General features: G+C 64.6%; 16 protein-coding genes and 1 pseudogene. 8 read left to right on the top strand and 9 right to left on the bottom strand.

The annotated features are described in order from the left end of the window. The first annotated feature begins 47 nt into the window (after positions 1–47). Positions 48–689 (top strand): hypothetical protein, encoded by a 642-nt coding sequence (locus tag EC912_RS13275; protein WP_132144838.1) that lies wholly within the window; start codon positions 48–50, stop codon positions 687–689. Between the two features lie 10 nt (positions 690–699). Here the strand turns inward: EC912_RS13275 and EC912_RS13270 are convergent, their stop codons facing one another. Together EC912_RS13270 and EC912_RS13265 are read right to left on the bottom strand one after the other, a co-directional pair. After that, positions 700–2,097: an MFS transporter gene (locus tag EC912_RS13270; RefSeq protein WP_243649268.1), complete on the bottom strand. Its 1,398-nt coding sequence runs from the start codon at positions 2,095–2,097 to the stop codon at positions 700–702. Positions 2,098–2,142: 45 nt separating this feature from the next. Continuing rightward, positions 2,143–3,027: a pseudouridine synthase gene (locus tag EC912_RS13265; protein ID WP_132145245.1), complete on the bottom strand. Its 885-nt coding sequence runs from the start codon at positions 3,025–3,027 to the stop codon at positions 2,143–2,145. Between the two features lie 92 nt (positions 3,028–3,119). Between EC912_RS13265 and EC912_RS13260 the strand changes: the two genes are divergently transcribed. Then, positions 3,120–4,163, top strand: coding sequence for an HDOD domain-containing protein (locus tag EC912_RS13260; protein WP_165973594.1), 1,044 nt, complete (start codon positions 3,120–3,122; stop codon positions 4,161–4,163). 25 nt (positions 4,164–4,188) lie between these two features. Here EC912_RS13260 and EC912_RS13255 read toward each other — a convergent pair whose 3' ends face one another. Continuing rightward, complete coding sequence (locus EC912_RS13255; RefSeq protein WP_132144832.1) at positions 4,189–4,725, bottom strand: hypothetical protein; 537 nt, start codon at positions 4,723–4,725, stop codon at positions 4,189–4,191. Positions 4,726–4,847: 122 nt separating this feature from the next. On the opposite strand from EC912_RS13255, the gene EC912_RS13250 reads away from it, so the two are divergent. After that, positions 4,848–5,681: a restriction endonuclease gene (locus EC912_RS13250; protein ID WP_132144830.1), complete on the top strand. Its 834-nt coding sequence runs from the start codon at positions 4,848–4,850 to the stop codon at positions 5,679–5,681. 27 nt (positions 5,682–5,708) lie between these two features. Here EC912_RS13250 and EC912_RS13245 read toward each other — a convergent pair whose 3' ends face one another. Then, the gene (locus EC912_RS13245; protein ID WP_132144828.1) at positions 5,709–6,452 is read right to left on the bottom strand and encodes an HAD family hydrolase; all 744 of its coding nucleotides are present in this window, start codon (positions 6,450–6,452) and stop codon (positions 5,709–5,711) included. Then, positions 6,449–6,844: a hypothetical protein gene (locus EC912_RS13240; RefSeq protein WP_132144826.1), complete on the bottom strand. Its 396-nt coding sequence runs from the start codon at positions 6,842–6,844 to the stop codon at positions 6,449–6,451. The genes EC912_RS13245 and EC912_RS13240 overlap by 4 nt, the downstream gene beginning before the upstream one ends. Positions 6,845–7,105: 261 nt before the next feature. Here EC912_RS13240 and EC912_RS13235 point away from each other — a divergent pair, with 261 nt between their 5' ends. Both EC912_RS13235 and EC912_RS13230 read left to right on the top strand, forming a co-directional pair. After that, on the top strand, positions 7,106–7,558 hold the full coding sequence (locus EC912_RS13235; protein WP_207906842.1) for a DoxX family protein: 453 nt from the start codon (positions 7,106–7,108) through the stop codon (positions 7,556–7,558). A 91-nt stretch (positions 7,559–7,649) separates the two neighbouring features. Next, the gene (locus tag EC912_RS13230; RefSeq protein WP_132144824.1) at positions 7,650–7,868 is read left to right on the top strand and encodes a hypothetical protein; all 219 of its coding nucleotides are present in this window, start codon (positions 7,650–7,652) and stop codon (positions 7,866–7,868) included. 146 nt (positions 7,869–8,014) lie between these two features. On the opposite strand, the gene EC912_RS13225 is transcribed toward EC912_RS13230, so the two are convergent. Continuing rightward, positions 8,015–9,433 carry a J domain-containing protein gene (locus tag EC912_RS13225; RefSeq protein ID WP_132144822.1) on the bottom strand — a complete coding sequence of 473 codons (1,419 nt, stop codon included), beginning with the start codon at positions 9,431–9,433 and terminating at the stop codon, positions 8,015–8,017. Beyond that, the gene (locus EC912_RS13220; RefSeq protein WP_132144820.1) at positions 9,430–11,127 is read right to left on the bottom strand and encodes a molecular chaperone HscC; all 1,698 of its coding nucleotides are present in this window, start codon (positions 11,125–11,127) and stop codon (positions 9,430–9,432) included. The genes EC912_RS13225 and EC912_RS13220 overlap by 4 nt, the downstream gene beginning before the upstream one ends. Before the next feature lie 124 nt (positions 11,128–11,251). Here EC912_RS13220 and EC912_RS13215 point away from each other — a divergent pair, with 124 nt between their 5' ends. Together EC912_RS13215 and EC912_RS13210 are read left to right on the top strand one after the other, a co-directional pair. Beyond that, complete coding sequence (locus EC912_RS13215; RefSeq protein ID WP_132144818.1) at positions 11,252–11,704, top strand: Rrf2 family transcriptional regulator; 453 nt, start codon at positions 11,252–11,254, stop codon at positions 11,702–11,704. Next, a complete protein-coding gene (locus EC912_RS13210) occupies positions 11,694–12,608 on the top strand; it encodes an NAD(P)/FAD-dependent oxidoreductase (RefSeq protein ID WP_132144816.1) in 915 nt (304 codons plus the stop codon). Before EC912_RS13215 ends, EC912_RS13210 begins: the two co-directional genes overlap by 11 nt. A gap of 55 nt (positions 12,609–12,663) precedes the next feature. Here EC912_RS13210 and EC912_RS13205 read toward each other — a convergent pair. Both EC912_RS13205 and EC912_RS13200 read right to left on the bottom strand, forming a co-directional pair. Beyond that, positions 12,664–12,864: pseudogene (locus EC912_RS13205) on the bottom strand (VOC family protein); the annotation flags it as partial. Between the two features lie 84 nt (positions 12,865–12,948). Beyond that, complete coding sequence (locus EC912_RS13200) at positions 12,949–13,191, bottom strand: hypothetical protein (protein ID WP_132144814.1); 243 nt, start codon at positions 13,189–13,191, stop codon at positions 12,949–12,951. A gap of 158 nt (positions 13,192–13,349) precedes the next feature. Here EC912_RS13200 and EC912_RS13195 point away from each other — a divergent pair, with 158 nt between their 5' ends. After that, complete coding sequence (locus EC912_RS13195) at positions 13,350–13,778, top strand: hypothetical protein (RefSeq protein WP_132144812.1); 429 nt, start codon at positions 13,350–13,352, stop codon at positions 13,776–13,778. The last annotated feature ends 6 nt before the right edge of the window (positions 13,779–13,784 follow it).

The following is a 13,784-nucleotide window of genomic DNA, read 5'->3' as shown; positions in this document are numbered from 1 at the left end:
CCGGCTCAGGCACACTGTGCGCCCGCGCCCTTCCCGATCACGGCCCCATGCGACCTCGACGCCATACGGCCGCCCTGCTGGCCGCCCTCCTGAGCCCCGGCCTCGTTGCCGCGCCGGCGACGACCGTGCCGCGTAGCGACAAAACCCTGGTGGAGCTTATCAACGGCACCATGGGCACCTTGCCCAACGCCATGGATACGCTTTCCAGCCGGGTTCCCGGTGGCCTGCGGCCGACGGACGACGCACCGCCCCAGATCGTACGCAGTGCCGCCTTCATCACCCGGGACGGCTATCGCGTCACCGCTTTCGAAGCCCGTGGCAACGAAGATGGCGGCGACGTCCCCATCGTCCGGTTCACCAGCATCCAGCTCGAACAGAAGCCGTGTTTCGGACGGACCGACGCCGCCACCAGTTTCCATGGCACATCGTCCGAAACGAACCTGCCAGCCGCGCCAGCCATGCTCCCCAATCGCTATCTGGTCATGCAAATGCCCTGGGGGCGCCTGTCGTTCGGTAGCTCGCTGGACAGCGGCGGCTGCATCATCGCCATCGTGGGCGACGCCACCAACGGGGTACCCACGATGCCCGGTCCACTGCCGCTGCCGCTGCCGACCACCGTTCCCGGCATGCCCGACCTGCGCCGCAGCTGGCCGACCCCCGCCACGCCCTACCCCTCGCAGTCGTTGTAGGAGCGCGCAGCTAGCGTGCGCGGTGGCCGCTCATTTCGGCGCCGGCGTTACGCGGAAGCAACGCGCAGATCGGCGCGGCGAACAGCGAGACGATCGTCACCACGAGGAAGGCGACGCTGAAGTCGCCGATCTGCGCCTGCGTATGCCCACTGAACGTAACCGAGGCATGCAGCGAGGCAGCCGCGACACAGATACCCAGCGACAGCATCAGCTGCTGGAAGGTCGTATAAAAACTGGTCGCGCTGCTGAACCGCTCGCTGGGTACGTCCGCATAGGCGACGGTGTTGTACGCCGTGAATTGCAGCGACTGGAAGAACCCGCCGATCAAAAGCACGGCGTAGATGATCCACAACGGCCAGTCGGGCCGGAACGCCGCGCACAGGGCGATAAACGCCAGTGACAGCACGCCGTTCCACACCAGCACCGAGCGGAAGCCGAACCGTCGCAGCAGCGGAGCCGCCGTCGCCTTCATCGCCATGGCACCCAGCGCGGACACGAAGGTCACGATGCCGCTGTGAGCGGCGGACATGCCAAAGCCCAACTGCATCATCAACGGCAACAGGAAGGGAACCGACCCGGCGGTGATTCGGGTAAGCGACCCGCCGACGACCGACAGCCGGAAGGTCTGGTAGCGCATCAGCGACAGGTCCAGCAACGGATACCGGGTCCGCCGGGCATGCCAGATATACAGCGCACCCACGGCCAACCCACCGGCGACCAGGCCGGTCGAACCCAGCGGACTGGTCGCTCCGCGACTGGCCAGCTCCAGCCCGAAGACCAGGCACGACAGCGAGATACCGGACAGCACGAAGCCCAGACCGTCGAACGGCGTTCGCTCCGCGGCGCGGACATCCGGCACGAAGCGTGTCGCGAGAATGAAACCCACGATGCCGATCGGCAGGTTGATATAGAAGATCCAGCGCCACGAAAGCCACGTGACGATAAGACCGCCCAGCGGCGGCCCGATCACCGGTCCGATCAGCGCGGGAACCAACAGCCACGACATCGCCGAAACCAGCTCGTGCTTGGGTACCGAACGAAGCAAAACCAGCCGCCCGACAGGCACCATCATCGCGCCGCCGATACCTTGCAGCAGCCGCGCCAGGACCAGCGTCGGCAGATTGGGCGCGATACCGCACAGCATCGATCCGAGGGTAAACAGGACAATGGCCGTACGAAACACATCGCGCGCGCCGTACCGGTCGGCAACCGCTCCGCTGGCGGGAATGAACACCGCGAGACTCAGCATGTACGAGGTAAGCGCCACGCTCATATGCAACGGCGAGACGTCGAACGAGGTCGCCATGCTGGGCAATGCCGTCGCCAGAATGGTGCCGTCGAGCTGCTCCATGAACATCGCGCTGGCGATGATCAGGGCAATGGTGCGGAAACCTGGAGCGGGGCTCATCCGGAAAGACGCGGCGGGGAGGCGCATAGTCTGCGCCCGTTTACCTCAGTCGTCGAGGATACGGTCGCTCCGGAACACCCGTTCGCGACCGTCCAGCGGGTCGACGAAGCGCAGCTCGCTCGCCAACAGGCGCAGGGGATTCGAAAAATCGGTGGGATCTTCGGTCATGGGGTCGGGGTAAAGCGCGTCGCCGATCAGCGGCGCCCCGAGCCCCATCATGTGCACACGCAGCTGATGCTTGCGTCCGGTCACCGGCTGCAATGCATAGCGCCAGCGATCGCCGCGACGATCGATCGTGTCGATGCGCGTCCACGCGTTCGGTTCGCCGTCGACCTCACGCATCCGGAAGAATGGTTCTCCGCGTTCGATCCGCGTGGCGCGCGTCAGCGGGAATGTCAGGTCAGGCAACGGGGCCGCCAGTGCTTCGTAGGTTTTGTCGATCCGCCGTTCGCGGAACAGGCGCTGATACGCGTCCCGTGTGGATGGACAAGCCGAAAAAAGCACCAGACCGGCCGTACCGCGATCCAGACGATGCAAAGCCACAAGGTCCGGGTTGCCCAATGCACGCACCACACGCCGCGACAAGGTCTCCTCCACGAACCGGCCGGCCGGCATCACGGGCAGGAAGTGAGGCTTGTCGACCACGACCAGATGCTCGTCGACGTGCACGATCCGCTCCGCGAAAGGAATGACCGCTTCGGCGCCCACATCGCGAAAATAGCGCACGACAGCTCCCGCGCGGAAAGGATCGCCCACGGCGATCGGGAGGCCGTCCGCACCGAGAACGCGCCCTTCGCGCATCCGCTCTGCCCACGCATCCCTTCCCACCGAAGGGAAACGGTCGACCAGAAAATCGAGCACCGTAGGCCATGTGCCTTCGGGAAGGTGCACGCGGCTGGCGGCGGAAAGATCGGGAGAGGACGCAGACATCATGTTGCGTACTTTAGCTTCGCATCGCGCATACGCGCATGGCTTACACTTGCGACACAGCTAAACGGGCAACCCCGGGGACAAACGACAGCGTGATCGGCAAGTTCTTCAAACGGATTTTTGGCGGCCGCCGGAATGCTCGTCGCGCCCCCGAGGCAGGCTATGCCCTGCGCGAAACCCACGTAGCGATCCCCGAGATCGACAAACCCGCGGCCAATGCGATGGCGCCCGACGAGATCGAGCACCGCTTCTACCGGCTCATCCTCGGCATCGACGAAGCTCGCGAACCGACACTATCGGGCGCCGAACAGGCTGCATTGAAACGCATGCGCGAAGCCTTCGGCGGCGACCGTTTCGACGTGGCGCAACTGCCGCGCCTGCCGTCCGTGGTACCCCAGTTGCTCCGCTCGCTGCGCAACGACGACGCGGACAGCAAACGGCTGGCCGAGCAGATCGCGCGCGACACCGTCCTCGTGGGTGAAATCATCCGCGTGGCGAACACCGCGTATTTCCGCACCACACGCCCTGTATCCAGCCTGCCCCAGGCAATCGTGCTCATCGGCCAGGACGGCCTGCGTCGCGTCGTCATGCAACTGGTCATGCGCCCCATCCTGCATTTCGAAACGAGGCATTCGGGCAATCTCACCGGCGAACTGCTCTGGCAGCACGCCGAGCGCTGCGCGCATGCGTGCATCTACCTCGGCAAGGGCACGTGCGACCCGTTCGAAGCATATCTGGCGGGGCTGGTCAGCCACACCGGTGCGCAGGCCGCGATCATGGCCCTCGAAACCTATGCCGACCTTGGCGGCCAGCCCGCCTCGCGCCCCTTCGTCGCCGCCGTGGCGCAACAGATCGAGCGCCTTTCGCTGCACGCCGCGCGGCACTGGGTCTTTCCGTCGCGCGTGGTGCAGGCACTGGCCGAGCGAGCCGATCCAGCCGACGCGGGCGCGCAGACGCCACTCGGACGTTCGTTGCTCGCATCCAGCCGGCTGGCCATGCTGGACGTCCTGATCGAACAAGGCGTCGTCGATGCCGACACCACCTTGCTGGCGGTGCCCCAGCAGCGTATTTCCCAGGAACAACTGCTGCGCTGCCAGGAAGACCTCAGGGCCGCGTTCTCGCCGGTCGAAGCCTGAAAAGCGGGCCCTCTTTACCGCTTACTTACTTATGTGCCGACGGATCGGCGGTCGTCGCGGTGGCCCAGATCTGGTTGGCCACATCCTCGGACGTCAGCTCCAGCAGGCGCGGAATCGTCGCCTGATAATCCAGATCGGTGGCGGTCGTCTTCACGGGTACCGCCTGGCGCACCCTATAAGACTTCAACACCACCACGCCGCGCGATGTCACGCGGCAGGTCGCCTGAAGGTCCATCGTGGCCGTGGCCGGTGTAGCTTCCTTATCCACCGACACGCTTGCCTGCACGCCGCGGCAGCCCACGATCAGGTCGGTGTAATACTTCGGCTGCAACGCCTTGCGCAGCTGGGCTTCCACCCCGGCCGTCAGTTCCGGCGTCGGTTCGATCTTCACGCTGTGGTCCAGTCCGCTGACCGGCACGATGTTCGTGGCCGGTTCGACCGTCAACCACGGCGAACTCGGACCCGCTGCGATCACATTGTCCAGGCGCACAGGCACCCGGTCGTTCGCTCCGCCGCAGCCGGACAGCACCGCAACGGCCGCGATGGCCATGAGACGTTTCATTGCATTCCCCCAAACCCCGTTCGAACCCGCGAATCTACCGGCTGCCATGCTGCATAGCAACGGGGCGGCGGAAGTGTCTTACACCGGGGCCTTTATGTGACGTAGCTCACGTTTTAGCTATCATGGCGACCACACACGAACGGAATCCATTGATGGTCGGCCCGAACAATGCGAACAAGCGCGACATGGATGCGCTCTCTCGTCTTTCCTGGCACGACTTCGAGCACCTGCTCGCCGAGCACTATCGCGACCAGGGATACCGCGTCGAACACTTCGGCACGGCCGGTTCGCTGAAATCCCTGGAAGGCAGCGTCGACCTCCGCCTGCGTCGCGGCTCCGAGTTCGTGATCGCGCAGTGCCGTCACTGGGACGCCAAGGAAGTCTCCGCGAGCGACGTCCAGTTGCTGCTCGGCACCATGCTCAACGAAGCGGCCAACAGCGCCGTACTGATCACGCGCGGAAAATTCACGCCCGACGCGCGCAAGGCGGCATCGCGCCAGCCGCGCTTGCGCCTCGTGGATGGCGAAATCCTCCGCGTCATGCTCAAGCTTCCGGAACATCTCGGCGCGGTCATTCCCGAAACCGATCCGGTACGCGCGAGCGGCAAAGGTGCGAAAGCCCACAGGACGAAACGCCGCACGGCGTCGGAAACGTCGCGGCTGGGTCCGATCCTGCTCGCCGCGATCATCATCCTGATGCTAGGCATCTTCGCGTGGCGCGTCATGAATCCGCCGAAGCGTCCCGTCGAGGCCGCGGCGCCACCGGTCGCCACGCCCGAACCCGCGCAACCGCTCGTCCCCCCCGTGGTGCAGCAACCGGTCGCGCCACCTCCGGTCATCCCCGCCGCGCCACCGCCACCCGTCGTTCGTCATCCGGAAGATCGCGAAACGCAGCGCAAAAGCGAGGATGCGATGAAGGTCATGGAGCAGAACACGCGCGAGGTGGGCAAGCCCTAGCTTGCCGTGCTGCAACAGTTGGCGCGGTTACAAATGCCGCAGCAAGCGTGGAAGCCACCGCCCATAAGGACGACGCGAACGCATGATCGTCGCGGTCGCCTTCGCCAGATCGTCGCCAAGATAGAGGCCGCCGCCAAGCACCGGCCGGGTTCGCGCGCAAACCGCCACGCCCTCGCCATGAAGCACAGGATCGTCGGTTGCAAGCACGTGATCGATGCCTGCATGCACGGCAAGCGATGCACCCATCGTCACATCGCCGTCGTACATAAGAACCGTGGCGATACCCTCGCGACGCAACGCTTCGCAACAACCGCGCACACCCGGCCGCAATTCGTCGCGCCAGCGGACAATCCCAAGCGGCCGGTCGGCATCGACGACGATCCAGCTTTCGTCGCCGCTGGCGGCATACTCGTCGATACGTTCGTCGAACCACGCCGGCAGATGACTGCACGACGCATCGAGCCAACTTTCCACGGCGGTGCGATCGCCCTTCCGGTAAGGATGGCCTTCGACATCGGCGCCACTCAGATGCCGTTGCGGCGTATGTGCCAGCGTGCGTACGGCACCGCCGGCTACCGGGTGTGCCAGTCCCGCCAGCAGACAACCCTCCGGCGACGTATCGCCGATGCTGGCCAGTGCCGCCCCTTGGGCGAGATCCACCATGCCGACTCCGGGCGCGGGCACGAGTGCGAACGCTCGGCGCTGACCCAATGTCACCACCCCGCGGCGCTCGAGAACCAACATATCGACACCATGCGAAACCGTGCTCATGCCGCCATCCGCTCGTGACCGGCCAGATAACGCAGCGCGATCGACAAAGCCATGTCCACCCCCGCCTCCCGATCGCCGGGAACCACGACGGTCACCATCGCGGGATGACTCCCCTCGCCGTCGCGGTCGTGTATTTCGATAAAGGGCACGGGTAGCTCGCCGAGCGCATCGGTCAGCGACGCGCCGGCCGCATCGCCGTCCTCGGGGACATCCATGTCCAGTAAGACCAGCTCCGCGCCTTCCCCGCGAGAGGAACGCACGCATTCGGTCACGGCACGGACGCTGTCGCACACGCGCCAGACCAGCGTCTGCCCCGCCGCTCTTGCCCGTGTGACCAGCGCGAGCGCATCGGCATCGCTACCCGCTGTTTCCGTTATCACCATGATCGACATCGACGCACGCCTCTTTGGAGTGGAGTCAATGTAGACGCATGGGGTGTAAACAAGCTGCCCGTCAGCGGCCCGTTTCGAGTAATCAATCCGTAAAACTCCGCTCCCGGGTAACGCGCGGGAAATGTCCAAACGCACGGTAAACCGACAAGACATTTTCCCGGCGGCTGCCTAGCCTTTGGGTATGAATGCCTGCTCGCTCCCCGGGTCTCTTCCCTCGCCGCGGCCCGGCCCCGCGACCGATAGCGTGGCGGGCCGTCCGGAGTGAGCGGCACGGTCGTCATTCGTCGCTATGTCCCCATGCGCGTGCGCGCACTCAAAGCACTTCGCTGGGCAGCCATGTTTTTCCTGTGTGCCGCCTATCTCCACGATGCCGTCGCCATGCTGACCGACTTCGACGCCGCGGTGGCCCAGATGCGACATCTCGGCCTGACACCACCGAACCTTTTTGCCGCCCTCGTCGTTGCAATCGAACTCGGAGCATCCGCCATGATCCTCGCCGGTCGCGGACGCTGGGCGGGTGCCCTGATGCTTGCGGCGTTCACTGTCGCGACCAGCCTGTTGACACACGAGGGCTGGGCACACGCCATGCCCGGCACGACGGCGAATGCGCTCTACGAATCGCTGGCCATGACGGGTGGATTCCTGCTGATCTGCTGGATGGATATCACCGACAGCATGCGCGCGCCTGTCCCTGCGCCAGGTACGACACCGTAGAGTTACGGCACCGAAACAGGTACTTGGTCGCTGTTCGGCACTTCATACGTCCGCGAATACTGGCGTCTCCACCCCAAAGGCGAGACGAACCATGACCATATCCCCGCTCAACGCCCAACGTCTGTGCATCACTGCCCTCGCCATCGCGATAGCGTTCGGCGGTTTCACCATGGTGCACGCACAGGTCCAGGCCTCGGACACGATCCATCTGACGGGCGAGATCGTTTCCGTCGACAGCTCACTGTCCGAGCAACCCGATGGACGCGGGGAGCCGGCCAAGCTGGATCGGATCAGCGCGGCCGGACGATAACGACGGCAATAGCTGGGCGCGCACAGATGCGAGCCGCCTTTCAGGACACGCCGGGAATGTGTGGACCGGCGGACCGCGGGCTGCCCAGACCCGAACTCCTGAGCGGACAGTGGATATCGCCCAAGCCGATGCGGGTCGCGCGATAACTATCGGACGATCGCGATCATCGCGAAAACGACGACGGTCCCGAGAATGAGTATGACCGCGGTTTCGCTCAACTTCGATGTCGCTCGCCATCGACGCGTAAAGCCATGCAGATAACGACCGGTCCACAGGACGCCCAACACAATGGCCGCCGCCGGTTTGCCGCTATGTGTCGAACTGTTCATAGCGCCAAGCGCGAGAATCCCCAGAACCATACAGCCCAGAAGCCGTATGCGATCGCTCGCCGCAGGTGCCAGCAGAATGCAAATAAGAAGGTAGTACGGCCACGACACGAAACCGCCTGGCCAGTACCAGCCCGCCCATGAGATGGCGAACAGGGTAATCGCGATCAGGATCGGTCGATGACGCGGCGTCACGCCCAGCCGGGCCGCCACCGCCATGCGTTGCCGGTCGAACCACGCGGCTCCCTGCTGATGCCACAGACGGCCGCCGATGTTCACGGCGAACGCAAGCAGCAAGATGGCCGGTATCGCCATGATGAAAATGATCGGCGCACCGCCCAGCGGATCGGGCGCGAACACACGCGCGCTTGCGAACAGGGCCGCAAGCGCGATCGCCGTGGAGATAACCGGCGCCAGCATCCACACCTGCAACCAGTTCGGCCGGGTTGCGCTAACGCGCTCCCAGAACGCGAGGGTGTCGGACCCCACCACGTTTCCGACCGCCGTATAACCGTAGTGCCCGATAGCGCGTGCCAGAGCCGCCATGCCATCGTCGCGATAGCGCTTCGATTTCACCAGCCATCGCGCACGCCAGCCGTTCGTATGCCTGCGCAGCATGACAAGGCGTCGTACGGTCTCGTCGTCGCGCTCGTTTTCCAGCCACTCGCCCAGGTTCCGCGTCGCCAGCCGGGTCTCCAGCCCATGCAAGTCGATGCCTTCGATCGCGAATCTTCGCTGCGAGGCGTAGTCGTCCCAGTCGAAGAAACCGGCAAAAATCTCGATTGCCTGACGTGCCGGAATATCTTCCTCCGTCAGGCGACGAACCAGTACGCGGGACACCGCCGCCTTGAAGTCCAGCGGTAGAAGATCGTCGCGCGCACGCAGCCACATCTCGAACGATGGCCACGAAACATGCTCCTTGCGCGCCTCTGCCATCAGCAGACCCGCGACGTCGTACGGCGACGCGCGCACGGGCAATGCTATTGCCTCTGCGTTTTCACTGGATGCGTATTCCGGGGTGGATGCCGCGAGTTCGCGAACGGGCATAGCACGTGTGGACCGGCTATGCGTTGTTCCGAAGTGTGCGATCAGGCCTTCGTAGGCTTCGCGCAAACGCGCGAAACCCTGCGGATCGTCCTCGGGACGGCATTGCTTCAGCCGCGTACCGTAGGCGCGTTTGATCTCGCGCATGTCGGCGGTTGGCGCGATACCGAGAACGTCCCACCACGAACCGGTCACACCGGCGAATCCGCTTCGACGCTGGACAGGAGCTCGTCCATTCTTTTCTGCGCCGAACGGATACGTAACGGGTCCTGCGTTTCCAGCACGCCGCGAAAACCCTGCAACCATTCGGTCAGCATGCGGCGTACCTCGCCCGTGCGCTCTTCGTAGAGTCGCTCGGCGCGCTCGATCAGCGTCACGTTTACCTGGTCCTCGCGCGGATGGATCTTCAGGTGCGAGAGCAGCACCAGCCGCCGCGCGACCTCGGCGTCGTCGAGAATGCCCGGATTGTGCAGGATCACCAGCTGATGGCGCTCCTGCGTGGATTGCACGAGCGCCTCCACCTGGATGATGCCGCTGACGTCATAGGTAAAACGCACATCGACGGGCGTGTCCTGCGCGCGAGCGCGCGGCAACGGCACTTCGATCTCGCCGAGCAGCACATTATTGACCACACGCGGCGCCTCGCCCTGAAATACGCGCAGTTTCAGCGTCGCCTGATAGTCGGTAACCGGATGAAATGTTTCGACGCGACTGGTAGGTACGACGGTATTGCGCTCGATGACCGGCGCGAACATGCCGTCCTGATGATGGCCGCCCTCCCCCCGTCGCGTGATCTCGATACCCAGCGTGTAAGGACAGACATCGGTCATCACCACTTCGCTGAGCGCCTCGGCACGCGACAGCAAGCCCGCCATGACCGCCGTACCGCGGGCAATGGCTTCGTCGGGATGGATGTGCCGGAGCGGCAGACGGCCGAACATGCGCGTGATGAGGCGGCTGACCATCGGCATGCGCGACGCGCCGCCGACCAGCAGGATATCGTCGAGATCGCCGCTGGAGAGTTTCGCGTCGCGAAGCGCCCTCTCGATGGGTGCGCGCATGCGCGCCATCAGCGAACCCGCGCGTTGCTCGAACGTCGACTCGTCGATGCTGAAAGAATACGTGGCGCGAGCCAGCTCGACGGATGCGTCGGTCACCGGCCCCTGCGACAACCGGCGCTTGATCCGTTCCATCCCGTCGCGAAGACGCGCGCGGTCGGCATCGTCGAGCGTGCCGGCATCCAGTGCATGGTTGGCGCAGAACTCGTGCATCAGCACATCGACGAAGTCTTCGCCGCCCAGATAATTGTCGCCAGCCGTCGCGTGGACTTCCATCACGCCATCGAATATCTCGAGGATCGACACGTCGAAGGTGCCGCCGCCCAGATCGAGTACCAGAAAGCGCGACTCGTTGCCCCGCTGTTCCAGCCCGTAGGCCAGTGCCGCCGCCGTGGGTTCGTTGACCAACCGGTCGACCCGGATACCGGCAAGCGCGCCGGCATTGCGCGTGGCCTTGCGCTGGGCATCGCTGAAATACGCGGGCACGCTGATCACGGCCTCCGTCGCATCCACACCGAGTTCGGCACGAACATCCGCCAGCAACGACTTCAGGACCAGCGCCGAAAGCTCTTCGCTGCGAAAGCGATGATCGCCCAGCTGCGTGACGCGGTCGGTACCCATATAGCGCTTGAACGCCGCCACGGTGGACTGCGGATGCGACACCAGACGTCCCTGCGCCTGCGCCCCCACGAGCACGATACCGGCATCGTCGACGCCCACGACCGAAGGCGTGAGGAATTTGCCCTGCGCGTTGGGAATCAGCCGCGGACCATCGTCCGTCCAGACGCTTACCAACGAATGAGTGGTACCCAGATCGATTCCTACCAGCATTGTCCGACCGCCCTCTGTCCGGTCCTTCCAGTGCCGATGAGAATAACCGACCGGAGAGGTACCGATGCACTGCCCTCTGGCAGTTGTCTTGACCCACCGGACAATTCGTATCATTGTAAGTTACATGAAAAAAGACACCCGACTTTCCGACGTTCTGCATGTCCTTCTCCACATGGCAGAGCACGACGGACCCGTCACCTCCGACGCCCTGGCCCAGTCCATGCGCAGCAATCCTGCCGTCGTTCGCCGCACCATGGCGGGCCTGCGCAGGCAGGGACTGGTCCATTCCAGCAAGGGGCACGGCGGCGGATGGACGATCGCGCGTGACCTTGCTTCGGTCACGCTTCGCGACGTGTACGAGGCCCTCGGCAGTCCTCCCGTCTTCGCACTCGGACATCGCGCCGAGAATCCGCATTGCCTCGTCGAAGCCGCTGTGAACGACGCCATGAAGGACACCTTCGATGCGGCGCGAGCGATCCTGCTCGGCCGTCTGGAAGAAGTCACGCTCGCCGGGCTCTCCGCCACCTTTCATCAACGCTATGCGATGTGCCAAAAGGAAAACCGCCATGCCACATGATGTCGTCATCGTCGGAGGCAGCTACTCCGGACTTGCCGCGGGGCTGCAGCTGGGCCGCGCGCGCCGCGACGTTGTCGTGATCGACGGCGGCGAACGACGCAACCGCTACGCGGCGACCTCGCACGGATTCCTCGGTCAGGACGGCCAGCCACCCGCCGTCATCGCGGCGCGAGGTCGCGCGGAACTGCTCGCTTATCCCACCGTGACATGGCACGACGACCGGGTAACGAACGCCCGATCCGTCGGGCCGGATTTCGAAGTGACTCTCGCATCGGGCAGCACGATCCGGGCGCGCCGTATCATCCTTGCCACCGGCGTCGTCGATCATCTTCCCGATGTGCCCGGCCTCAGGGAGTTATGGGGCCGTCGCGTGTTTCATTGCCCGTATTGCCACGGTTACGAACTTGGCGAGGGACCCATCGGCGTACTCGCCAGCAGCGCCCTTTCGATGCACCACGCCATGATGCTTCCGGACTGGGGCCCCACGACGTTTTATACGAATGGCGCATTCGAACCGGATGAAGAGGAACGCGCGGCGCTGTCGCGACGCGGAACGGCGATCGACGAAACCGCCGTGCTTTCGCTGGAAGAACATCCGGAAGGCGTCGACCTGAACCTGGCCGATGGACGCCGTGTCCGCGTCGCCGGCCTGTTCGCCATTCCGCGCACGGAAGTCGCCGGCCGTCTTGCGCAGCAGCTGGGCTGTGAATTCGAATCCGGCCCTCTCGGCGATTTCATCAAAGCCGACCCGACCAGGGAAACCAGCGTGCCCGGCATATTCGCCTGTGGCGATGCGGCACGTGCCATGGGCTCGGTGGCCATGGCTGTCGGCGATGGCGCGATGGCCGGCGTCGGCGCCCACCAGACGCTGATCTTCAGGAACGATGTGCGTTCGGCGGCATAACGACGCATCCGATAATGCTGGCGAAGGCCCGGACACCATCCGGGCCTTCGTTCGTTCAGGCCGGCATATGACAGACGGCTTCGACGTTGTGGCCGTCCGGATCCAGCACGAACGCACCGTAATAATGCTCGTGGTAATGCGAGCGCAGACCCGGCGGCCCGTTGTCCGTTCCGCCAGCGGCCATGGCCGCCCGATAGAACGCGTCGACATCGATGCCAAGATGATCGAGCATGGGCGATTCCTTCCATAGGGGTGGCGACGTTCGGCGAAGCATATGCGGAGCACGAAACGCACGCCGTCGAACTCGTCTTATGCCTGGCGAGACGTCACGGCATCCTAACTACCCCGGCACTTCCAGCGGGTCGTGTTCCACGTCCATCCAGCCCGTCGGTTTGCCCAGGGCCCATTCGATACGCCGCGCTACCAGGCAGTCTATCGGCCGTTTCGCCTTCATACGGGCTAGTGCGGCGGCATCGACGCCGCCGATGCGCAGCGCCTGTTCCTCCAGGCCTTCGATACCCTGAGCCCTCATTTCGGCCAGAAGGGCGTCGAGGTTGATATGGCGAATCCGCTGGCGGTGCATGAGATGCCCTCCCGGTGTTCTCGCCACGCTATCGGCCGGATCGCGCGAAACTTTAGCCCGCCCACATCGCCCCGGGAACTCCCGGGCCCGTGTTACCGTCCAAGTGTGTGCACATGGGCGCGCCCGGCGCGTTGTTGCACCTGTCCCCGGAGCCGAACATGAAATCCTCGCACTTCCTCGCCACCCTTGCCCTCAGCCTGATCGCGACCGGCGCCTGGGCGCAGAACGCCGGCAAACCGCTGAACCTGAAGCTGCCACCTACCGACTTTCCCCCGCCGGCCAGTACAGCCCCGGCGCCCGCAAAGGACGCTCCCGGCACTTATTACGGCGACCACAGCACCCGAATCCAGACCGACGACGAGTACGCCGACGGCACCCCTCGCTGCGACGACGCCACCTATAACAAACCTCAGGTCCACGGCAGCGTCAGTACGGGCGTCGTCAGTTCCAGCCGCGGTGGCAGTGGCAGCTACCAGGCCGGCACGGTCAATCTCAGCCAGCGTTTCGGCGACTGCGATCACCCGACCGGCGGCGTGAGCATTTCGGTGGGCGGCGGGACCGGGCATTTCTCGGGACGAGGACGCTGAGCGCTC

The organism is Luteibacter rhizovicinus, assembly GCF_004342265.1.
Lineage (GTDB): Bacteria > Pseudomonadota > Gammaproteobacteria > Xanthomonadales > Rhodanobacteraceae > Luteibacter > Luteibacter rhizovicinus_B.
This window is presented reverse-complemented; position numbering and strand designations above follow the sequence as displayed.